This window comes from Salinispora sp. CH2A1_6 (assembly GCF_056820975.1).
The window spans coordinates 813773-834628 of the sequence record NZ_JBXEDG010000003.1; the positions used below are offsets into that span (position 1 = coordinate 813773).

At 68.7% G+C, this 20856-nt stretch carries 16 protein-coding genes and 4 pseudogenes; 3 read left to right on the plus strand and 17 right to left on the minus strand.

Annotated features, from left to right (window positions below; translation table 11 throughout):
* Window positions 1-90: 90 nt before the first annotated feature.
* Complete coding sequence (locus tag AC1UKG_RS08705; RefSeq protein ID WP_080644755.1) at window positions 91-636, minus strand: hypothetical protein; 546 nt, start codon at window positions 634-636, stop codon at window positions 91-93.
* A complete protein-coding gene (locus AC1UKG_RS08710) occupies window positions 636-4790 on the minus strand; it encodes a polymorphic toxin-type HINT domain-containing protein (protein WP_482642284.1) in 4155 nt (1384 codons plus the stop codon). The genes AC1UKG_RS08705 and AC1UKG_RS08710 overlap by 1 nt, the downstream gene beginning before the upstream one ends.
* A 557-nt stretch (window positions 4791-5347) precedes the next feature.
* Between AC1UKG_RS08710 and AC1UKG_RS08715 the strand changes: the two are divergent.
* Window positions 5348-6539: pseudogene (locus tag AC1UKG_RS08715) on the plus strand (IS3 family transposase).
* A 303-nt stretch (window positions 6540-6842) separates the two neighbouring features.
* On the opposite strand, the pseudogene AC1UKG_RS08720 reads toward AC1UKG_RS08715, so the two are convergent.
* A pseudogene (locus AC1UKG_RS08720) lies at window positions 6843-7243 on the minus strand (hypothetical protein).
* 169 nt (window positions 7244-7412) lie between these two features.
* Between AC1UKG_RS08720 and AC1UKG_RS08725 the strand changes: the two are divergent.
* Both AC1UKG_RS08725 and AC1UKG_RS08730 read left to right on the plus strand, forming a co-directional pair.
* A pseudogene (locus tag AC1UKG_RS08725) lies at window positions 7413-7539 on the plus strand (peptidoglycan-binding protein); the annotation flags it as partial.
* 15 nt (window positions 7540-7554) lie between these two features.
* Window positions 7555-7689: pseudogene (locus AC1UKG_RS08730) on the plus strand (site-specific DNA-methyltransferase); the annotation flags it as partial.
* On the opposite strand, the gene AC1UKG_RS08735 reads toward AC1UKG_RS08730, so the two are convergent.
* The 14 genes from AC1UKG_RS08735 to AC1UKG_RS08800 all read right to left on the minus strand — a co-directional run bounded on the left by AC1UKG_RS08735 (window position 7632) and on the right by AC1UKG_RS08800 (window position 20689).
* Window positions 7632-7790, minus strand: a complete 159-nt coding sequence (locus AC1UKG_RS08735) for a hypothetical protein (RefSeq protein ID WP_482642335.1) — start codon at window positions 7788-7790, stop codon at window positions 7632-7634. The pseudogene AC1UKG_RS08730 and the gene AC1UKG_RS08735 overlap by 58 nt on opposite strands.
* A gap of 104 nt (window positions 7791-7894) precedes the next feature.
* Complete coding sequence (locus tag AC1UKG_RS08740) at window positions 7895-8377, minus strand: hypothetical protein (protein ID WP_482642285.1); 483 nt, start codon at window positions 8375-8377, stop codon at window positions 7895-7897.
* A 145-nt stretch (window positions 8378-8522) separates the two neighbouring features.
* Entirely contained in the window at window positions 8523-8684 is a 162-nt protein-coding gene (locus tag AC1UKG_RS08745; protein WP_018744791.1) for a hypothetical protein, read from the minus strand.
* Window positions 8674-9729: a hydroxymethylglutaryl-CoA reductase gene (locus AC1UKG_RS08750; RefSeq protein WP_018814923.1), complete on the minus strand. Its 1056-nt coding sequence runs from the start codon at window positions 9727-9729 to the stop codon at window positions 8674-8676. The genes AC1UKG_RS08745 and AC1UKG_RS08750 overlap by 11 nt, the downstream gene beginning before the upstream one ends.
* Window positions 9726-10808, minus strand: coding sequence for a type 2 isopentenyl-diphosphate Delta-isomerase (gene fni, locus AC1UKG_RS08755; protein ID WP_018814924.1), 1083 nt, complete (start codon window positions 10806-10808; stop codon window positions 9726-9728). Before fni ends, AC1UKG_RS08750 begins: the two co-directional genes overlap by 4 nt.
* Window positions 10805-11770: a phosphomevalonate kinase gene (locus AC1UKG_RS08760; protein ID WP_482642286.1), complete on the minus strand. Its 966-nt coding sequence runs from the start codon at window positions 11768-11770 to the stop codon at window positions 10805-10807. Before AC1UKG_RS08760 ends, fni begins: the two co-directional genes overlap by 4 nt.
* Window positions 11767-12738 carry a diphosphomevalonate decarboxylase gene (gene mvaD / locus AC1UKG_RS08765; RefSeq protein WP_482642287.1) on the minus strand — a complete coding sequence of 324 codons (972 nt, stop codon included), beginning with the start codon at window positions 12736-12738 and terminating at the stop codon, window positions 11767-11769. The genes AC1UKG_RS08760 and mvaD overlap by 4 nt, the downstream gene beginning before the upstream one ends.
* Window positions 12731-13768 (minus strand): mevalonate kinase, encoded by a 1038-nt coding sequence (mvk, locus tag AC1UKG_RS08770; protein ID WP_482642288.1) that lies wholly within the window; start codon window positions 13766-13768, stop codon window positions 12731-12733. The genes mvaD and mvk overlap by 8 nt, the downstream gene beginning before the upstream one ends.
* On the minus strand, window positions 13755-14927 hold the full coding sequence (locus AC1UKG_RS08775) for a 3-deoxy-7-phosphoheptulonate synthase (protein WP_482642289.1): 1173 nt from the start codon (window positions 14925-14927) through the stop codon (window positions 13755-13757). Before AC1UKG_RS08775 ends, mvk begins: the two co-directional genes overlap by 14 nt.
* Window positions 14928-14936: 9 nt before the next feature.
* Complete coding sequence (locus tag AC1UKG_RS08780) at window positions 14937-15866, minus strand: AurF N-oxygenase family protein (protein WP_018744784.1); 930 nt, start codon at window positions 15864-15866, stop codon at window positions 14937-14939.
* On the minus strand, window positions 15866-16627 hold the full coding sequence (locus AC1UKG_RS08785; protein WP_482642290.1) for an aminotransferase class IV: 762 nt from the start codon (window positions 16625-16627) through the stop codon (window positions 15866-15868). The genes AC1UKG_RS08780 and AC1UKG_RS08785 overlap by 1 nt, the downstream gene beginning before the upstream one ends.
* The gene (pabB, locus tag AC1UKG_RS08790; RefSeq protein ID WP_018814928.1) at window positions 16624-18693 is read right to left on the minus strand and encodes an aminodeoxychorismate synthase component I; all 2070 of its coding nucleotides are present in this window, start codon (window positions 18691-18693) and stop codon (window positions 16624-16626) included. Before pabB ends, AC1UKG_RS08785 begins: the two co-directional genes overlap by 4 nt.
* The gene (locus tag AC1UKG_RS08795) at window positions 18690-19523 is read right to left on the minus strand and encodes an arylamine N-acetyltransferase (protein WP_018814929.1); all 834 of its coding nucleotides are present in this window, start codon (window positions 19521-19523) and stop codon (window positions 18690-18692) included. Before AC1UKG_RS08795 ends, pabB begins: the two co-directional genes overlap by 4 nt.
* Window positions 19520-20689 carry a cytochrome P450 gene (locus AC1UKG_RS08800; RefSeq protein ID WP_018814930.1) on the minus strand — a complete coding sequence of 390 codons (1170 nt, stop codon included), beginning with the start codon at window positions 20687-20689 and terminating at the stop codon, window positions 19520-19522. The genes AC1UKG_RS08795 and AC1UKG_RS08800 overlap by 4 nt, the downstream gene beginning before the upstream one ends.
* Window positions 20690-20856: the final 167 nt, after the last annotated feature.

Below are 20856 nucleotides of genomic sequence, written 5' to 3' on the forward strand. Positions count from 1 at the left end.
CCTTGCTTTGGGCGGCGTTCGCCTGGGGCCACAGTTGGGTATGTGTCCTGCCTTCGTGGGTAATCTGGAAAACCCGGCCACGAGGCGCAACTACGGAAGGGATGGCAGTAGGTCCATCCAAGCTTCGAAGTTTATCGAACATGTTTCGTGGCGACCTCGATTCGCGATTGAGCCGAGCGGAGTCAATAGGTTCTTCGCGTACCGCATATCTCGAATCTCTTCTATCGGTAACGCGCGCCAGTCCCGAACTTTAACCTGAGCAGACTCAAGCGACATTGGCATGTTCTCTAGGGCGACACGCTTAGCCTCCGCGGCCAAGTCGTCAACCTGCTCGTCAGAGTCTGAATTTGTAGCAAAAGCCACGAGCAGGTTGACAAGGTGCAAAACACTCTCGCGCTGGTTTATAGCACCACCGTCACAGGCGGCTTCGATCAGGGTTTCATATGCACGACGGAACAGTGGCAAGTCTCGGATCACTGCCTGCCGATCGGCAGCATACGTCAGCCGTGAGGTGAATAATTCGAGAATAGAACGCCATTCAGAAGGCTGAATGCTGGTCCAGGTAGGCGTTTGCTCGACAAGAAACGTGGAGAGATCGTGGACACTAAGCTTGTCCAACTCTTCCAAATTGATCATTAGAATATGATCCCCGCTTTCGCGAATGCGTCGAGGCCAACTTGCAGGCTTTCCGCGGATGGCAGGAAATGTCCGCTGTGATTGTTAATATCCAGACCAAAGTATCCCGACGACGATGATCCAGCAATATCGGCCTCGCCCGCTGCGCGAACGGGATTTCCACGGCTCAAAACAGCATGTGATATTTCAATACCGTCCACGTGTTTCGGCTGAATTACAAGGCTTCCATCTTTAAGCACTGCCCACTTAACCCTTCCACCTGATATCGCGGCGTCGAAGGCTGCGCTGCCCGGCGTAGAAACGACGACGCCGAGGTTTTCAGCCGCAGCCAATTCCCTGTCCAGCGCCTTTGGAAGCTGGTTCTCGAAGATGCCACAGGGGCCGGAATTGTGTACGAGGACCGGTGTGTTGCCGGCGAGCACATAGTACGTGTGGGTGCGATGGACGGTGAGATTGTGCATCGTCCGGTGGCCCGGGAATGAGTGAACCTCAACGACGCGCGCGCTGTCGTTTTCAGTGGTATGTAGGACGGTGCCAGGAGTGAGTTCGGCAGCATCCGTCCAGCGTTGGAGGTCTGGTGTCCAGAAGGGGTGTGCAGGGGTGGTTTCTAGAACGGCAAGCTCACCTGATGCTTGCTGGATTGTCAGGTTGGTTAGCTCGGTGTCGGTATTGACAATTAAGTTGGTAACTGGCTGGGCGTGATTTTTGCCGGTTAGCGTGTCGGTGGCTAGTACTTGATCGCCTACGCGGATGTCGGCGATGGCTTTGCTTGTGCCGTCGGCCAGCAGGACCGGGGTGGCTGGAGCGAAGCTGTTGCTGTCAGTCAAACACGATGTCAAGCCCTTGAGTTTCGCAGAGGCGAGTGTGGTCAGGGAGATTTGCAACTCGGCTTGCTTGGCGGCGCGGCTGATGGTATAGAGTTGTTTGGCGGCTTGGAAGCCGATGCTGACCAGCTTTGCGGCTCCGGCGAAGGCCAGGGCTTCTGCTGCCAGGACGCCCAGGTTCAGGAGGGTTTCGGCTAGGTCCTGGTCACCGTTTATGTATTGGTGGATGTTGTATCCGGCTGCGCCGATGCCATATAGGGTGCCGGCTACCACGCCGCAGACGACCGTCGCTAGGCAGCCGATCGCGAGGGCCCCAACTGCTGGGACCAGGGTGGCGGTGACCCCATTAAGGATATCGGTAATAACGGTCAGGATCTGGTCACCCTTGAAATCAGGGGACAGCACCGAGGCAAGGCAGTTCTTTTGATATATACTGCCCTCTATGTAAACGCTGCAGTATCCGGAGTTCATGTACGCCCGACGGGCCAACTCGGCCGGGTCGCCGACGGCGTTGCGGGCGCAATTTTCGGCGGCGTCACCCGATTCGCCGGTCAGGAGCTTGTCCCAACCCTCCCCAGCTGAGGTGTATTCAGCAATACATATCGATATATCGCTAGCTAGGTTGGCCTGGTACTTCTTGTATGCCTCCGTCGCTGCGTCGATCGCCTTCTCGGCGCTTTCGCCAGCGGCGATGGCGGAGTCGAACGCAGCTTGCTTGGAGGCTTGCGCTTCCCTGGCGGACTGGACTGCCCATTCATGAGAACGAATCGCCCAAGAAGCAGAGCGGATCGCGCTGCGTGCCGAGCCGACTGCCTGATTAGCCGCCAGCTTGGCGGTCTGGACCGCAGCTTCGGCCTTGGCCACCGACTTATTCGCCTGATCGGCGTACTGCGACGCCTGCGTGGCGTAGTTGGCCGCGGCCTGCGCCGACTCGGTGGCCTGATTCGCGTAGTCCGCCGCGGCTGCCGCGTCGTCGCGAGCTTCGGCCGCGACAGCCTGCGCGTTCATCGCGTCCTGCAGCGCGCTCTGGGCCACCTCGTTGATCCGCTCCACGAGGCTGGCGACAACCGCCAGGTGCGCGGCGGTGCTTTGGTCCCGCTCAGCGGCCGCGTAGCGCCCCTCGGTGAGGAACTTGTGGAGCCCGGGCGGCGGCCCAGTGAGGGCAATCTGTGCGGCAGTCTTGACCTCCGGGCCGCTTTCTGAGGCGGCCATGACCTGGTTGACCTTGATCCGCTGACCGATGGCGACCGCGTTGTACTGGCCGGATGCGATGAACGTGCGCAGTACCTGCCCGTCCCCGTCTTGGAGGGCCTCCTGCGCTTTCTGCATCAGGTGGGTATCGCCGGAGTTCCGCGCCGCGGCCATGATCTGGTTGACCTTGATCCGGTCCTGGATGTATCGCCCGGGGTAGTCCTGCGTAAGCAGGAACTGCGACACCTCCGCGTCACTGCCCTCTAATGCCGCGAGGGCCGCGTCACCCAGCGACGTGTTCTCGCTAATCGCCAGTTCGGCAACCACAATCCGGTCGTCCTGCCCGGCTGCCTCTGTGATGCCAGTCCGAACGAACTCCATGACCTGGGCGTCACTGCCACCCAGCGCGGCCTGCGCGGCTTGCCGCGTCCAGACGCCGGAGGCGTGCATGAGGTTCACTGCGACCTTACGAGCCGCGGTTAACGCGGCTGCGGGATCGGTGGCTGGATCCAGAGCTTCGGCGATCAGCTGGTCGGTTTCCGCGCCCCGTTGCTCGGCCTGCAGCGCGTCCCACTTGGCCGCGGCCTGTGCCTCGTCGTACAGCGCGGCGGCTTCCCGGGCCGTCTCGACACGTTCGTCCTGAAAAACGGTGAGCCGCTCGGTGTCCGCCTCCCGCGCCGCTTCGTACACCTCGATCGCCTGGCTGGCGGTCTCCACTGCCGCCTGTGCCGCTACGCTCGCTGCGTTCGCCGCCTCACTTGAGCGTTGGGCTGCCGTCGCCGCGTCACCGGCATGGTTCGCCGCGTCGATCGCGGCGTCGGCTGCATCTTCGGCATGCTGCGCCGCCCGATTCGCCGCGTCCCGCGCAGCGAAGGCCGCCTGCACCGCCACGTTCAGGTACTTCTGTGCCGCCCTCGCCGCGCGCAGCGCCCGGTCCGCGTCTGCCCGCGCCTGCTTGGCCGCCGCCACCGCCGCCGAGGCGTTCGCGCCGGCGGCGTTGGCATACTGGGCTGCCTCATCGTTGGCCTTGGCTGCCAGCTCCGCCTGTTCCGCCGCCGCCTCGACAGCGTCCACCGCTTCAATACTCGCCTGGATGGCCTGACCAGCCAGATTGGCACTTGTGGCCAGGTCCCGCGTCAGCTTGGCCTTGCTCCGCGCGTCCTGCGCAGCTTCCCGCGCCGCGTCGGCGTCCGATTCATCGATCGCTGCTTGCGCCGCGGCCTTGTACGCCTTCGCCGCCGCCCGATCCGCTTGCACTGCCGCCGATGCCGCACGCTGTGCCGCGGCCGCGGCCGCCCGCGCCGCCCGGTTCGCCGACGCCGCCGCCTGCACCGCCACCTTCGCCGCGGCCGCCGCCTTCTGCGCGGCCACCGCGGCCCGCTTCGCCTGCGCCGCTGCCTCAGCCGTGTCCTGCCTCGCCGCGTCCGTCGCCGCAGCAGCCTCCTGAGCCGACCGACGAGCCGCTTCCGCGGCTTCCTTCGCCCGCGCCGCCTCTTCCGTGGCTCGCTGCGTCTCCTGCTCGGCCAAATCACCTTGCGCCTGTGCCTGCGCCTGCAGCGACGTCAGCGTGTCGGTCTCCTGGTCCCGGGCCGCCGCCACTGACCATCCATAGCCCAGGAACATCTCGAACGCCTCGGGTGTCCCGGCCCTCAGCGCCTTCTCAGCTGCTGCTTTCACCTGCGGCCCACCTGCGGCCATCGCCTGGTTGACCCGAATCCGCTGATCTAACAGCCACCGCGACTGCCAACCTGATTCCAGAAATTCGTGCCATATGGACGGATCCAGCGATTTCAGCGCTTCCTCCGCGCCAGCCTTCACCGTATCCCCACCAGCCGCCATCATCTGGTTCACACGTATCCGCGCATCGATGTTCGACGGCTGTTCCCAGCCCGAGTCCAGAAATGTCTGTATAGCGTAGTGATCACCGTCGTCGGCAGCGGCTAGCGCCTGTTGCGCGGCCCTCCGGAGCGACGGCCCACCTTCAGCGATCACCGCCACCAACGCATCACGCTCGTCCAGCCGCTGCGCCTGCCCCCAACCCTCATCGAGGAACGTTTGTACGTCCTCATCCGAACCGATCAGGGCCCGCTCCGCCGCAGTGCGGACCTGAGAACCCCCGGCCAGCCACGCCTGCACCACTGGCGACCGATCAACAGTAGGAGGTGATAGTTCCTCAGCTCGCGCCGGATTGGCTGGCAGCAAGCTTGCCAGCAGGGACAGAATGACTAGTCCGATAAGTAAGCCTCGGTGCGACGTGCTACGCCACCAAGTCAATTTAGGATTTTCCAAGCCGGTGGAGGCTCTCATGGCCGCTCCGTAGTCAGGTTCGAGGACTTCGAGATCGTCAACATGGCAGTAGTTGGTGGGAGGTCGGGCTACCCGTCAGAGCGCGGGGCTGGGAGCTCAGGTGTCGTGAAAGGTGTGCCGGGCTGACAGCATCGACGTCCTGCGGGCGCGGCTATCCGACCAGTCAGAGCGAACCGTCAGCTGCAGGGAATTCTAGATCATGCCCGAATCTGGCGCAGTTCGGTGACTGTGGAGGGAATCAGCATGTGCTTTAAGGGCGAATCTGAGTAAAATCTGGTGGTGTGTGCGGAGCAAGGGCCCGTGCAAGCCCGACAAGATGAAGCCCGATGGCCGCGGCGGGTCTGCTGCAGCAGTAGGTGACATCTGAGTTGGCTTGCCCTGTGGGCGGGCTGGAAGGATGTCGCTGTGCCCAAGCCCTACCCCGAGAGTTGCGTGATGACGTCGTGCGGGTGGCTCGTGATCGCGAGCCAGGCGTGACGGTCGAGCAGATCGCGAAGGACTTCGGGGTCCACCCGATGACGCTGTTCACGTGGCTGCGTCAGGCCGACATCGACGCCGGCGCGAAGCCTGGCACGCCCAGTGGCGAGTCAGCCGAGCTGCGCGAGGCCCGCAAGCGGGTCCGGTTGTTGGAGCAGGAGAACGAGGTCCTGCGTCGGGCCGTTGCTGACTTGTCGCAGGCGCATCTGCCGGGAAGAGGCTCTATCCGCTCGTGAGTGAGCTGGCCGCCGATGGGATCCCTGTGGCGGTGACGTGCCGGGTATTGAACATCGCTCGTCAGCCCTACTATCGGTGGCTCGGCCGGCGGCGTCGGTGACGCCGAACTCGTCGCCGCTCATCGCGCGAACGCCCTGGTCGATGCCCACCGCGATGACCCGGAGTTCGGGTACCGGTTCCTGGTCGATGAGGCCCGCGCCGCCGGCCAGGCGATGGCGGAGCGCACCGGGTGGAAGATCTGCTCGGACAATGGCTGGTGGAGCGCCTTCGGTAAGCGCAAGAAGCGCGGCAAGGGTGGCAAGGTCGGTCCACCGGTTCACGACGACCTCGTGCAACGGGACTTCACCGCCGACGGCCCGAACCGGTTGTGGCTGGCTGACATCACCGAACACCGCACCGGCGAGGGCAAGTTCTACCTGTGCGCGATCAAGGACGTGTGGTCGAGGCGGATCGTCGGCTACTCCATCGACTCACGGATGAAGTCCCGGCTGGCCGTCAACGCGTTGCACAACGCTGTAGCCCGCCGCGGTGACGTGGCCGGCTGCGTGCTGCACACCGACCGGTTGAACCCAGGCAGGTTTCGCAGCCGAAAAGTTCGTCCACGCCCTGCACCAGCATCACCTGACCGGGTTGATGGGCAGAGTCGGCGCCGCCGGCGACAACGCCGCCATGGAATCGTTCTTCGGGTTGCTGCAGAACAACGTCCTCGACCGGCGGACCTGGACCACCCGCCAGCAGCTCAGGACCGCGATCGTGACCTGGATCGAGCGGACCTACCGCCGCCGACGACAACACTCTCTGTCCCGGTTGACCCCTATCGAGTACGAGACCATCATGACCCACCGGCCAGCCAGGCCGCGTGACTGAAACTGTCACCAATCGGTGCAGCAGACCCACCCGTGCTGGGTGCGGTGGCCCGAATGCGTTCGGCGAGGTAGTTCAGAGTGCGGCTGGACAATGGGGCCGTGGCGGGTAGGAAAGCATGGCAGGGCTCCCGGACAGGCCTTGAGTATTGGTCAACGCTGTCCTGACTGGGGCTTTGCGCTCATCGGTCACCGGGCCCATCGCACTCAGCCTAAGCTGCAAGACCAGCTTGGAAAAGGTTCAGTCTGGAGAAGGTTCAGCAGACGCAGGCGCTACCGGGAAAAATCGACCGGGTCGACCTTTCCTCTACCCGAAACGTGCCGGCGTCGCCAACTCGAATACGGGCAACCCCGGACTCGTCAGTCCGGGGTCCATTGACGGACATTCGCCGATGTCCAGCCGCGTCTGGATATCAGCCCATCGACGCCACCGCCGGACGGCGTGACCCGCGTCGAGACCGGTCGCTTCGTGATGTCCGTCAGGTCCGCGCCCGCCCGTAAAGCGGAGTGGATCGTCGAGGGTTGCCAGCGAGTCCACCAGGACACCACCGCAGCGGGCAACGCCAGCTCCGCCAGGACGTCATCGAGTCCGGATTCCGGGGTCAGAGCGACGGCATGGTCATGAAGATCGAGAAGGAGTTGGAACGGGTTAATCTCTTTCGCATCGGCGAACCGCACCGGCGGCTCGGTCGGGTGGCCCGGGTTCATCGGGTGCCGCCTGGTGCCCGTGAGCTGGGCAAAGTCAGCGGTAGCGGGTCACCGGCGATCGTGGCGGTGTGGTTCGCATGGTGGTACCTCCGGCCCACCAGGTAAAAGCTGGCGTATGCCAAGATCAGGGTGTACCTGGCGTTCCGAACAGCCGCTTTCCCATACGCTCGGCGTGCCGGCTCCGGGATCACCGGTGGCGTTCCCCCTGCCGGGCGGCTACTACTTCGGCCCCGCAGCGGGGTAGCCGGTCGGTTTCCGGCTACTACCGTCGGAAGTTCTGGGGCAAGTCCTGCCGACCCAGCCACACCCGATACCCTTTCGCCGGCTCCGGCTCCACCGGCGTCGCCGCCGCTGGCCACCCGTTCATCGGGATCGAGACCACCAACCATTACGCCCAGATCGCACGGCAGCGGCTCACCGACGCCACCATGCAGCACACGCCGGGTAGGGTCGTCGATGCGGTACCGCCGGTGACGTCCCGGCCGACGCCGACCTGCAACGCGAGCGCTCCGATCTGTAGGACGGGGGCCGCTTCGTCCGTGCCCATCGGTGCCCGTTGAGGATCTGGTATAGCCGGGCCGATGCCATACCGGCGGCTGCGGCGATATCGTCTCGCCGCAGTTTCACGACATGCGCCCCACCCAGATGGGGTTAGGTGCTAACCGAGGCGAGTGCTGGCGACTGGACATGACGCCGCATTGAATTCGCCCTCAAAATGGCCTGAGTAACGACGACCTGGATCACGGTGGGGATGAGCACAGCGACCACACTGCCGAGACTCGCCAACATTGTGCCGGTTGCCGACACGTCGGTCGCCACGGCCACGACGGCAGCATAGATCGTGGCCAGCGCGGCGGCGACGGCGAATGTGGTCAGCAACTTCAGGAAGAGGCGTGCGTGCTTCGTCGCGACCTCGCCGACCAAGCTGGCTGGGAAGAACAGCAATGGCACTAAGATGGCGCCCAGCTGGGCCGCAAGCAACACCATCATTAGTCCGCCGAGCGGACCACCTAGCGGTGCATTGGTCCACAGCGCGAAGGCGATCAGCCCGAAGTAGACAACTACCCCCTGTGCGACGAATATCGACCAGGCCGCAACCGCACCCAAAAGGTGCGGGATAGCACTATTGCGCATGGTAACTTCCCTTACGGCGGTTCAGTAGTTGCTGCCACACCATCGTACGGTTAAGTCTATACAGGACTCACAAATGGCTCCTGGAACTGGGGTGCTGGTCACAGCCCCGGCGTTGTTCTTCTATGCCCGGTCCGATCAGGGTTTGTTAGATGTCGTAGACGGCGAGGGTGTCGGCGTGGTCGTGGAGGTCGCGGCGGGCGTGGGCGATGTTGGCGCGCCCAGCCAGCCGGAAGGTGTTCGGTTGTCCACCGCCCAGTGTCGTCGCGAAGGCGAGGTCGTGGATTCCGACCGCGAGTTCACTGGACATCGTCAGCTCCGATCGTGGTGGGGCGCTCCAGGCGGACGTGGGCCCGCATCAGCTCGCCCGGGTTGGTCTGGGCGGCCAGCAGCGACAGCTCGCCGCAGAGCACCGTGGCGGCGCAGATGACGGCGAGGCGGCGGGCGTTCTCGCCGGGTGCCCGGTCGGCGCGACAGCCGAGCCGGGTCAGGTTGTCGTCGACGAATCCGAGGTCCTTGCCGTTGCCGACGGTGCCGACGATCAGGTTCGGGACGGTGCAGGAGAAGTAGAGGTCGCCGTCGCGGTCCTCGGCCACGGTGACGCCCTGCGATCCCTCGACGATGTTGGCCGCGTCCTGCCCGGTGGCCAGATAGAAACCGAGCAGCATGTTGGCGTAGTGGGCGTTGGCCGACCGGATGCCACCGGCCAGCAGGGTGCCGATCAGGTTCTTGCGGACGTTCAGCTCGGCGATCGCGGCCGCCGTGGTGTGCAGCCGGGCCCGCACGGTGTCCCGGGGGACGACGAGCTCGGTGACCACGTTCTTGCCCCGGCCCAGGATGCCGTTGACCGCGGTGGCCTTCTTGTCGGTGCAGTAGTTGGCCGAGATCGAGCCGTAGGCGATGCCCGGGACGGTGGCCAGCAGGTGGGTGAGCAGCGCGTCGGCGGCCAGCGTGGCCATGTTGTGCCCGGAGGCGTCGCCGGTGCGGAAGTCGAACCGCAGGAACAGCAGGTTGGCGGTGATCTCGTGGTGGAAGCCGAGCAGCTCGACGAACCGGCCGCACTTGCGGACCACCTCGCGCAGCTCGTCCAGGCGCGCGTCGACCTGCCGCACGGCCTGGTGCGCGGTGTGCGCGTCGTCCGCCCGGACCAGCACCGAGCGGGTCATCCGCTCGTCGACCAAGGTGGCGACGATGCCGCGGGGAACCGTCATGGAGATGCGGGCGCCGCGCCGGACCGAGGGCCAGAGCGGTGTCTCGTAGGTGGCCAGCGGGACCTCGGTCTCGATCTCGGCCACGTTGCCCGTGATCCGCATCGGCCCGACCCAGTTCATCGGTACCCCGGCGACGAGTGTCATCGCATGTCTCCTTCGCTGTCCGCAGTGACCCCGGACCGGGTGCCAAACCGGGTCAGGGAGATGTCGCGCCGGGTGCAGAACGTGGCCAGGCTCCCGCCGATCAGCACGTCGCAGCGGGCCAGGTCGGCCGGTGTCCGCGCGCCGAGGACGGTCATCAGGGCGGCCAGTTGGTCGAGCCAGGTGGCGATCAGCGCGACCAGGCCGGGCACCCCGTGCTCCAGGACGGTCCGCAGGAACAGCCCGGACGCACCGGCCGCGGCGGCGCCCAGGGCCAGTGCGCGCAGCACGTCGAGCGGGTTGCGGACACCACCCGAGGCCAGCACGGGCAGGCCGGCGCCCCGGGCGTCGAGTAGGCAGGCCGGGGTGGACTGGCCCCAGCCGAGCAGGTATGAGTAGTCGGCCCGGTCACGCCGGTCGTTCTCGATCCGGGCGAAGTCGGTGCCGCCCCGGCCGGCGACGTCGGCCACGCGTACGCCCAGATCACCGAGCCGGAGCAGGGTCTCCCGGCTGAGCCCGAAGCCGACCTCCTTGACGATCACCGGGACGTCGACCCCGGCGGCGATCTTCTCGATCGCGGTCGCCCACGCGCCGAACGATCGGTCGCCCTCGGGCATCACGGTTTCCTGCACGCAGTTGACGTGGATCTGCAGGGCGTCCGCCTGTAGCAGGTCGATCGCACGGCGCGCCTTGTCCACAGTGGCGTTCGCGTTGACGTTGGCCATGATGAAGCCGTCCGGGTTCTGGCGCCGCATCACCCGGAAGGTGTCCGCCGTGGACTCATCGGCGAAATAGGCGCTCATCGACCCCGCGGCGATCGGCACCCCGGTCTCCCGGGCCGCGGTCGCCAGGTCCCGGTTGATCCGGCCGGTCATCTCGCTGCCGCCGGTCATCGCGTTGATGTACAACGGAACCGGCCACTCTATGCCGCCGAACCGGGTGGCCAGCGACACCTCGGCCCGGTCGATGCCGGCCAGCGCGTGATGGATGAACGTCACGTCGTCGAACTCGTTGGCGCCGGCGGGCCGGCGTTGCTGCTCGTGGGCGAACCGGACGTGGTCGTCCTTGCGTTCGGCGATCATGGCGCGCTCCCGTTCGTCGGCTCGACTCGGATCGACAGGGGCCGTACCCCGGCGGCGGTCCACCCGGCGTACAACTGCTCCCGTGGCGCGGCGGCGTCCAGCAGGGCGATCCCGCAGTCGCCGCCACCGGCGCCGGATGGCTTGGCCGCGGCACCGGCGGTTTCGGCGATCTCGCACAGCGCGGTCAGGCGATCGGTGAAGATGCCCAGCCGGGCGTGTTCGTCCAGTTCGGCGAGCACCAGCCGGGCCACGCGGATCTGCTCCATCACGTCGCCGTCCGACCCCCGATCGAGGGCGCGGATGGCGGCCCGCACACAGTCGTCGCTGCGGGCGAGAAAGTCTTGTGGCCTGCCGGTCAACGCCGGGGTGCCGGCCGGTTCGCTGGTCCAGCCGACCGCCAGGGTGAGTCCGCGCGGCGGCGGCAGCGGGCGCACGGCGTGGTCCGGCCATGGGGCACGCAGCATCGCCTCGATGCCCTGATGCTCGGCCAGCGCGAGGACGGCCGTGCGGTCCGGTGCCCGGTAGGCGATCCAGCCACCCCAGATGCTCGCCGCGAGGTCACCACCGGAGGCGCGGGCGTCGATCCGGGCCGTCGCCAGCAGGGCCAGCCGGAACTGTTCCGATCGGGTCAGCTCGATCCCGGCGTACGCGGCCACGGCGGCCACCGTGGCCACGGTCACCGCTCCGCTGGATCCCAGCCCCAGCTTGGTCCCGTGGTGGTGCAGGTCGCTCTGGACGGTCACCTGGAACGGCGGCACCTCGGCGCCTCGGGCGGCCAGCAACTCGCGGGCCACGGCGATCGCCGACTCCACATGGGGTGAGCCGGGAGTCTCGCCACGGGACTCCGACACGGTGACGGTGACCCGCCGGTCGACCGCGATCAGGATGGCCGGGTGGCCCGGCTCCATCACCGCGTACTCGCCGGCGATGAACAACTTGCCGGGCGCGCTCCGCCGGATCATCGCTGCGCCGCCAGTCGTGCTGCCGGTCCGCAGTGGGCGGTGACGATCGGGCAGCCGGGAGCCGTGGCGCGCAACGCTTCGGCGACTTTTTGGGCGTCCGCGCTGCGGCAGAGGATCTTCACGTTCGGGCCGGCGTCCATCGTGGCGTACGCCGGGACACCCGCCCCGCGCAGCTGCAGCACCCGGTCGAGCACGGTCAGGGTGGCTGGCGCGAGATAGCGCACGGCCGGCCGGGCGGCCAGCATCGTGGCGTGCATCCCGAGGGCGTTGCGTTCGGCGATCTCACCCACCCGGTCGAGGTCGCCGGAGTCCAGGGCGGCCCGCATCTCGGCCAGGTCGGCCCGGCTGGATTCGGCCCACGCCTGATAGAGCGGTGATGTCTCGGTGGTCCGGCGCATGGCGCCCCGGCTGGAGATGGCCTTGGGCCCGGCGTTCAGCACCACGATGACCATGGCCGGGTCGATCCCGCTCACCGGGAGCGGCTCGGCGAAGGCGCCCGTGCCTCGATGGCAGATCGCCCAGCCGCCGATGACCGACCGGGCGGCCGACACCGAACCGCGCCGGGCCAGCCGGGACAGCTCGGTGCGGTCGAGGTCGAGGCCGAAGGCGGCCGCCCCGGCGACGGCCAGCGCGGCGAACCCGCTCGCCGAGGAGGCTAGCCCGGCCCCGGTGGGGACGGTGTTGCGGGTGTCGACCACCGCCGGGGCCGGCCGGTCGGAGCGTTCCCGCAGCAGGTCCAGAAAGGTCGCCACCCGCTTGGTCGTCGCACCGTCGGCCGGGCGGCCGTCGAGCAGCACCGTGTCGGTGCCTGCACCCGGGGTGAGCCGGACGGTGGTCGTGGTCGGGAAGACGTCCAGGGTCATCGACAGGCTGTCCACCGCCGGGATCATCAGCCGCTCGTCGGCCTTGCCCCAGTACTTGATGAGGGCGATGTTCGGGTGCGCGATCGCGGTCGCCGCCTCAGCCATGGCTCGCCGTCCCCGGCATCCGGACGATCCAGGTGCGTTCGGCGCCGGCCGCGCGTAGGGCGGCCGCCACGTCCTCGGCTGCCGTTGGTTCATCGGTCATCGCGAGCATGCAGCCGCCGAGGCCACCGCCGGTGAGTTTGGCGCCCAGGGCGCCGGAGTTCAGCGCTGCTCCCACCAAACTGTCGATTCGAGGGGTGCTGACCCCGAGTTCATGCAGCAGCCGGTGATTCTCGGTCAGGCGGCTGCCAAACCCGGGCAGGTCGCCGCGGTCGAGGTCGCCCAGGGCTCTGGTGGTCAGCGCGGCCACCTCGTCCGTAAAGGAGTCACGCCTGCTCGGGCGGCGGGCTACCAGGGCGACCGCCTCCTTGGTGTTGCCCGGGGCGCCGCTGTCCCCGATCACGAAGGTGGCTCGCGGATGGCCGAGGGGGAGTTCGCCGGCGGTGCCGGACCGGAACACCAGGAGCGATGCCGCGCCGGTGGCGACGGCGTCGATGCCGCTCGCCCGGCCGTGTGCCACCCGCTCCGACGACTGCACCAGGTCGTACACCTGGCCCGGGTCGAGCCGATAGCCGTACGCCTCGGCCAGCGCCAGGGCGGCTGCCCGTCCGCAGGCGGCGCTGGACCCGAGCCCGCGGGAGGGCGGGACCGCCGACTCGATGACGATGTCGGCGCACAGCCCGCCGGTCCGCCCGGCCAGCTTCTTGAACTCGGTCACCAGGTGCCGCAGGCCGTCCGTGGCCACCGGAGTCACCGCCGCCCGGCCTGGCCCGCCGACAGCCACCGGGGTCACCGCCGCCCGGCCGGGTTCACCGACGGCCACCGTGATCCGGTCGGGGCCGGAATTCGTGCCGGGGAACCGGGTCGCGGTCGCCGTGACGGTCAGCCGGGGGAGCGGGAGGACCAGTGCCGGGGCGCCGTACACCACGGCGTGCTCGCCGAGCAGGATCGCCTTGCCGTGCGCGTGGCCGACCCCGGGCGCGTCCGCGGAAACCCCGCGGCCGGGTCGGGGGCGTAGGTCAGTCGGTCGCATCGCGTACCCCTTGCGGGAGCAGGTCGGCCAGGGCGGTGGCCAGCTCGAGCGCCTGGCCCCGGTTGAGGCGCGGGTCGCAGGCCGACTCGTAGCGGCGGGGCAGGTCGGCGAAACCCACTCCGCCGCCGACGCACTCGGTCACGTTCTCGCCGGTCATCTCCACGTGCAGCCCGCCGACCTGGGTGCCCAGCGCGCGGTGCACCTCGACGAAGGCGGCCGTTTCGGCCATGATGTCGGCCAAGCGCCGGGTCTTGTGCCCGGTCGGCGCCGCGAACGTGTTGCCGTGCATCGGATCGCAAACCCACGACACCGGGGCGCCCGAAGCGGTTACCTTGGCCACCAGCTCCGGCAGCAGATCGCGGACGCCGCGCGCCCCAAACCGGACGACGAAGGTAAGCCGTCCCGGCCGTCGGTCCGGGTCCAGCCGGTCGATCAGGGCCAGCGCCTGCTCCGGGGTCGTGGCCGGGCCCAGCTTCACCGCGATCGGGTTGGCCACGGTGGCGAACCAGGCCACGTGCGCGCCGTCGAGCTGCCGGGTCCGGTCGCCGATCCACAGCAGGTGCCCGCTGGTCGCGTACCGCCGGCCCTGCTCGTCGGTGCGGGTCAGCGCCTCCTCGTAGTCGAGCAGCAGGCCCTCGTGGCTGGCGTAGACCTCCGGGGCGTACGTCCGCATGACACCGCGGGTCGCCCGGGACGCCTCGTAGATCCGGTGTAGGCGGGCCGGGTCCGGCCGGCGGTCGCCCGGGCCGCAACCGGTGCCGTTGACCGCGTCGCCCCGATACGCCGGCAGGGTGCGGCCGGCCACCGTCTCCGTCGGCCGGGAGCGTGGCTTGGCGTACTGACCCGCCATCCGGCCCACCGGGACGACCGGGACCCGCACGGCGTACGCGATGATCCGGGCCATCTCGCGGAGCAGCCGCAGCTTGCCGCGCACCGCCGGGATCTCGCCGAGGCGCTCGGCGCAGTCGCCACCCTGCACCAGGAATGCCCGGCCCTCGGCCACCGCGGCCAACCGCTCGGTGAGCGCGTCGCATTCGCGCGGCGCGACCAGGGCCGGTGCGGTCGCGAGCCGGTCGACGACCACCTCGAGCTCGCGTGCTGGCCACTGTGGACGCTGATGGACGGTGCGGGCGCGCCACGATGCCGCTGGCTCTGTCATCGGATCCTCTCAGCCCGCCGGGTGCACCCGGAGCGGCTCGGCCAGATCCCGGCTGATGCCCAGATCGTCGAGGAGAAGCTGCAACGGCCCGGTGTCCCGCGGCGGGACCGGCCGGGACGCCGCCCACTCGCGCAGCTGGTCGGCGCCGACCGCGAAACCGCCCTGGGCCGCCACCGTCACCCACGGGTCCAGGTCGGCCGACCGGAACGCGGCCAGCCCGTGGACCAGCGCCTCCCGGAACATCCGCTGCCGTCCGTCGTTCAGACTCCGGTAGAGCGACCCGCACAACTCGCGGAACACCACCGCGTGCCCGCTCTCGTCCCGCCGGTGCAGATCGGTGGTGATCCGGTTCATCGGCTGGATGTCGGCCGCGGTGGACAATGCTGACAAAAACCCGCTGATCGTCGTCTCGGCGGCCAGTGAGAAGGCGATGTCGACGATGTCCCGATCGATTCCGGACAGCCCGGACCGGGCCGCCGCCCGCCCCCGCACCACCGACCAGACGTCCGGCGCGAACCGGACGTCGCCCAGATCCCGCCGCCGTCGGGTCACGCCGACCGCGTTGTGGCACATCAGAATGTGGTAGTGCTCATCGATGATGGTCTGGTGCAACGCCGCGACCGCGACGTCGTCCCGGCGCACCGGGATCCGGTCGAGCAGCATCAGCCGGCAGGCGGGCAGGATGATCTCGTCCTCGATCGCCGCCGTCTTGGCGTTGTAGGCGATCCAGGCGGCCGACAGGATCCGCTCCCGGGCGTCCCGGTCGAGCCGCTCGGCGCCGGGCAGGTTCAGCACCGGGACCAGATGCTCGGGGAAGTCCGGCCGGGTCACGTCGAAGTGCCCGTCCAGGTCGAGTTCGTTCTTCTTGACGGCCACCCGGCGGCCCCACCGGCGGGTCAGCTGGACCAGCAGGTCACGCTCGTAGTCAGGCGCGGACATCAGGGTGCGCTCCTCCCGGTCGTACGGGTAGAGCCAGCGCCTCCAGCCCGGACTGCCATCGATCGGCTCTTTGGAATCGGCCCAGCCCTTCGGCGACCGGTCGGATGCCGCGCAGCGCGTTGAGCGCCCCAAACCGGACAGTTGCTGAGATCGGCCGGCGTGGCGGACTCGAGGACCACCGGGTGGCCAGCTGCGGTGGCCAGGTCGGTCAGCAGCGAAAGGGTGACTCCGGGCAGCGCGGCCGGAGAAGTGCAGAGGGTTTCGCCGCGCCACCAGACGATGCTTGTGGTGGAGCCCTCCAGGACGTGGCCGGAGCGGGTCAGGAGGAGGGCCTCGTCGGCGCCGGCCTGGATGGCGGCGGCGCGGAGGGCGGCCAGGTGGTCGAGATCGGGGCCCTTGATGGCGGGGTGGCGTCGGCGGTCGGGGTGCGGGGCGGTCCAGAGCCGGACGGCGGCGGTGCGGGGTGGTGCTGGTCGCAGCCACAGTCGCAGCTGGGTCGGTGGAAAGGTCCCGAAAGTTGTCGTATCTGGGCGCCATGACTCCGAGGCCACCGCCCGGATGAATGCGTCCACGGGCACGCCGAACCGGGCGCAGGACGCCCCGAATCGCCGGGCGTGCCGGTCGAGCCCTCGCACTCGTCCGTCCTCCACCAGCCAGGAGTCGACGACCAGCACCGTCCCGGCCACCGCCCCGGGCGCCGATGTCCAACCGCCGTCGGCGTCCCACCACCGGCGGCTTCCCGGTTCGATGGTGACGGTCATCGAGGTGCCCCGCCCACGTCCGACACCGCCGGCGCCCGCCACGCCCGCAGGGACGCTGCCGCCTTGAGCAGCATCTCGTCGTACTCCTCGGCAGGGTCGGAGCCCAGCACGATCGCCCCGCCGGCGCCGATCGACAGCCGGTCGCCGACCCGGACCGCGGTGCGGATGACGATGTTCAGGTCGGTGCCGCCGGACAGTCCGAAGTAGCCGAGCGCTCCCGAATAGACGCCCCTGGCCTCGGTCTCCAGCCGGTCGATGATCTCCATCGTGCGGAGTTTCGGGGCGCCGGTCATCGAGCCGCCCGGGAAGCACTGCCGGACGCAGTCGATCGCGCTCACCCCGTCGCGGAGCCGCCCGTGCACGGTGGAGACCAGCTGGTGCACGGTCTGGTAGCTCTCCACCGCCAGGTACGGGTCGACCCGGATGCTGCCTGTCTCGCAGACCTGGCCAAGGTCGTTGCGCAGCAGGTCGACGATCATCAGGTTCTCGGCCTGGGTCTTGGCTCCGGCGGCCAGCCCGGCCGCGTTGCGGGCGTCGCGGACCGGGTCGGCGTCGCGGGGTGCGGTGCCCTTGATCGGCTTGCTGGTGACGGTGTGGTCCCGTTCGATGCGCAGGAACCGTTCCGGCGAGGAGCTGAACACGGTCACGTCGCCGAGGCGCAGCAGGGCGGCGTACGGGGCCGGGTTGGCCCTCCGGAGGCGGCGGTAGAAGGCGGTGTCGTCGTCGTGGAAGGGCAGGTGCAGCCGGTTGGTCAGGCAGATCTCGTAGCTCTCGCCGAGGGCCAGTTGGCGCCGGCACTCCGCGATGTCGGCCAGGTATCGACTCCGGTCCCGAGTCAGATGATCTTCGAACTCATCCGATAAGCCGGAAACATCCGTATCAGCGATGCGCAGAGGGCGAAGCCGCGCCGCCGTCCGGTCCAGCCACGCCTGCGCCTCCGGCCGGCCTTTCTCGTCGTGCACGGCGACCAGATAGGTCAGCCCCTCCTGATGGTCGACCGCGACGATCCGGTCGGCGAACATCCAGACCGCGTCCGGTGTCTCGGCCGTGTGGCGGGCGGTGGCGCCGCACTCGGCCTTCAGCTCGTACCCGAAGTAGCCGACGTAACCGCCGGTGAGGTCGAACGGCAGATCGTCCGCGGGCAGCCGGCGCCGGCGCAGCCGTTCGGCCAGGACGTCGAACACGCTGCCGCTCTCCGTGCGGGTGCCGCTGCCATCGCGTACGTGTACGCCACCGCTTCCGACGCGGTAGGTCAGCACCTCGCTGAGCGGTCCGGACGTGTCGCCGAGGAACGAGAACCGGGACAGGCCCTCCTGCACGCGGCTGCTGTCCAGCCAGAAGGAGTATGGGCTGTCGCCGAAGAGGTCGAGGAAGACGGCCTCGGCATCGGCCGCGGTCGGCACCACGGTGCTGACGATCCCGAGTTCGGCCGGCGAACCAGGGGAGATGGGCGCAGCGGGGGCGGGCGGTCGCGAGAAACGGCGGCGCCGTGGGGTCAGCTCGATGAAGTTCCCGATGATTTCCCGGCCATAGCGCGACGCGACCGACTCCGGGTGGAACTGCACCCCCCACTGCGGCCGGTCGCGGTGGCGCAATGCCATGAGTACGCCGTCGTCCGCCCACGCCGTCGCGATCAGCTCATCGGGCAGCGGCTCCCGGACGCACAGCGAGTGGTACCGGACCGCGGTGAACTCGCGGGGCACCCCGGCGAACAGTGGGTCCACGTCGTGGAAGATCCGGGCCAGGTGGCCGTGCCGGGGCTCGGGGGCGGCAGCGACCGTGGCACCGGCCAGGTACCCGATCATCTGGTGGCCGAGACAGACCCCGAGCACGGGCAACGTGGTGCGGCCCAACAGGTCACCGGCGAAGCCGACGTCGCGAGGCTTCTGCGGCCGTCCCGGTCCGGGTGAGACGACGATGTTGTCGAAGTCGGCCGGCCGCAGACGGGGCAGGGCCGGATCGTCGTTGACGACGACGGTCGGTTCCGTGCCGCTGATCCCGGTGATCAGCTGGAACAGGTTGTAGGTGTACGAGTCGTGGTTGTCGACCAGCAGGGTGCGCGTCATGCGGCACCGGCCATGGTGCGGCGCAGGGCACGGAGGTCGTTCGGCGCGAGGGACACTCCGAAGACGTCCCAGATCGCCGCGAGCGCGTCGTCGCGGCTGAGGTCGCGGACGGTGCCCGGTTGCCCGGGCCGCAGCTCGGTGAGGGCGGTGCCGATCAGCAGGTGCCGCACCTTGGGTCGGGTGCGCTGCAGCACGATCTGCCGGTTGAACGGGGACTTCGGGTGCGTCAGGCACCAGTGGTTGAGCACCTCGAAGTCGGCCGGGTAACGCGGGTCGGTGGTGAAGCCGTACAGCTCGGCCGGCCCCTCCGGGTGTAGGAACCGCAGCCGGTACTCGCCGTGCGGTTCCCGGGTCAGGTCGAACGACCAGTCGCCGTCCAGCCGGGCCCCGTCGGCCAGGCGGATCGGCTCGTGCGGGCCGTACCCCCCGAAGGAGATGTCGAACAGCCAGCTGTCGCCGGCCAGGTCGACGCGGAGGGCGACGTGCACGGCGGGCCCGTGCCGGTTGCCGGTGCGGACGCGGGACCGGGCCGCGAACGCGGAGACGCGGAACCCGATGCGGTCCAGCACCGCCGCTGCCAGGACGACCTGTTCCAGGCACCAGCCGCCGCGACCCTGCCGCACGATCTTGTCCTGGACCCGGTCCAGGTCGAGCGGCACGGTGGTCCGGCCGAGCAGCGCGTCCAGGTTGTCGAAGGCGATCGCGTCGACGTGCGCGGCGTGCAGGCGGCGCAACGTGGCGAGGTCCGGCGCCACGTCGCCGTGGTGCCCGATCCGGGCCAGGTAGGCATCGAGGTCGACGGCGTCGCCCTGCCAGCGGGTGCCGGTCATCGCGGTCCCCAGGTCACCGGCAGCTCGACCAGCCCGCCGACCAGGGTCTCGTGGCGCAGCTTCAGCTCGTCAACGCCGACCGCCAGGCACAGGTCCGGGAAGCGGGTGATGAGCCGGGACAGCGTCACCCGCAGCACCATCCGGGCCAGCGGGGCGCCGACACAGGAGTGCCGCCCGTACCCGAAGGCGAGACTCCCCGCGGTCGGGCGGGTGACGTCGAGCCGGTCCGGGTCGGGGAAGGCGGTCTCGTCATGATTGGCCGCGATGATGTTCAGCAGCACCAGATCACCGGCCCGGATGGCGGCGCCGTCGATCTCGAACCCGGTCAGCGCGAACCGGGGCATCCCGCCGTTGTGCGGGTTCGGCATCGACCGGCGCAGCAGTTCGTCCACTGTGGCTGGCATGAGGGCCGGGTCGGCGCGCACGGCGGCCCACTGGTCCGGGTTGGTCAGCAGCAGCAGGACGCCGGTGCCGATCCGGGCCACCGTCGTCTCGTACCCCCCGAACAGCAGCAGTGCGGTGAGCGCCACAACCTCCGTGTCGCCGATGCCCGCGGTCGCGATCAGCCGGGAGATCACGTCGTCGCCGGGGTCCTGCCGCTTGGCCGCGACCAGCTGCCGGCAGTAGCCGAACAACTCGGCCAGGCCGCGCTGGGACCGCTCCGGATCCTGGACGCCGGCCGCGTCCTGGGTCCAGGCGCTGAACCGGTCCTTGTCCTCGGCCGGCACGCCGAGCCACTCGCACAGCACCAGGATCGGCAGCGACATGGCCAGGGCCGGGCGCAGGTCGACCGGTGGGGTCCGGGTGGCCAGCTCGTCCAGGTGCTGCTCGGTGAGCTTCTCGACGATCGCCCGCAACGGTTCCAGCCGTTCGGGGGTGAACTGCGGTTCCAGCAGGCTCCGCAGCCGGGGGTGGTCGTCGGCCAGCGGGCCCAGCAGCTTGTTGAGCAACGCGGTGCCGCCGTCCCGGCCGCCCGGATCGGACCGGCTCAGCCGGTCGTCGTCGAGCAGCTGCTGGACCTCCGCATGACCGGTGACCAGCCACGCGGGCACCCCTTCGGGGGTACGAACCCGGTGCACTTTCCCGCGCGACTGGAGCAGGCGCAGCGCCGGCGCGACGTCCAGCACGTGCGTCTGCGTGAAGGGCAACTGGGCGACGGTGTTCACGGGCGACCTCCCGTACGTGGTGAGAAGGTACACTTTCGGGATGTCTTCGAGGGCACCCTTGCATATGCCGGTTTCATCCTGCGGGATCTCCGGCTACGGTGTCAACGACCAATTTATTTACGTCATCACATATCGCGGGTGCGACGGGATGGGGATAGGGTTACTCA

What these genes read in the sequence shown, in the direction of transcription:
- AC1UKG_RS08705 (WP_080644755.1), bottom strand. Translation starts at nt 636, where the DNA reads ATGATCAATTTGGAAGAGTTGGACAAGCTTAGTGTCCACGATCTCTCC.
- AC1UKG_RS08735 (WP_482642335.1), bottom strand. Translation starts at nt 7,790, where the DNA reads ATGGGCACGGACGAAGCGGCCCCCGTCCTACAGATCGGAGCGCTCGCG.
- AC1UKG_RS08740 (WP_482642285.1), bottom strand. Translation starts at nt 8,377, where the DNA reads ATGCGCAATAGTGCTATCCCGCACCTTTTGGGTGCGGTTGCGGCCTGG.
- AC1UKG_RS08745 (WP_018744791.1), bottom strand. Translation starts at nt 8,684, where the DNA reads ATGTCCAGTGAACTCGCGGTCGGAATCCACGACCTCGCCTTCGCGACG.
- AC1UKG_RS08750 (WP_018814923.1), bottom strand. Translation starts at nt 9,729, where the DNA reads ATGACACTCGTCGCCGGGGTACCGATGAACTGGGTCGGGCCGATGCGG.
- fni (WP_018814924.1), bottom strand. Translation starts at nt 10,808, where the DNA reads ATGATCGCCGAACGCAAGGACGACCACGTCCGGTTCGCCCACGAGCAG.
- AC1UKG_RS08760 (WP_482642286.1), bottom strand. Translation starts at nt 11,770, where the DNA reads ATGATCCGGCGGAGCGCGCCCGGCAAGTTGTTCATCGCCGGCGAGTAC.
- mvaD (WP_482642287.1), bottom strand. Translation starts at nt 12,738, where the DNA reads ATGGCTGAGGCGGCGACCGCGATCGCGCACCCGAACATCGCCCTCATC.
- mvk (WP_482642288.1), bottom strand. Translation starts at nt 13,768, where the DNA reads ATGCGACCGACTGACCTACGCCCCCGACCCGGCCGCGGGGTTTCCGCG.
- AC1UKG_RS08775 (WP_482642289.1), bottom strand. Translation starts at nt 14,927, where the DNA reads ATGACAGAGCCAGCGGCATCGTGGCGCGCCCGCACCGTCCATCAGCGT.
- AC1UKG_RS08780 (WP_018744784.1), bottom strand. Translation starts at nt 15,866, where the DNA reads ATGTCCGCGCCTGACTACGAGCGTGACCTGCTGGTCCAGCTGACCCGC.
- AC1UKG_RS08785 (WP_482642290.1), bottom strand. Translation starts at nt 16,627, where the DNA reads ATGACCGTCACCATCGAACCGGGAAGCCGCCGGTGGTGGGACGCCGAC.
- pabB (WP_018814928.1), bottom strand. Translation starts at nt 18,693, where the DNA reads ATGACGCGCACCCTGCTGGTCGACAACCACGACTCGTACACCTACAAC.
- AC1UKG_RS08795 (WP_018814929.1), bottom strand. Translation starts at nt 19,523, where the DNA reads ATGACCGGCACCCGCTGGCAGGGCGACGCCGTCGACCTCGATGCCTAC.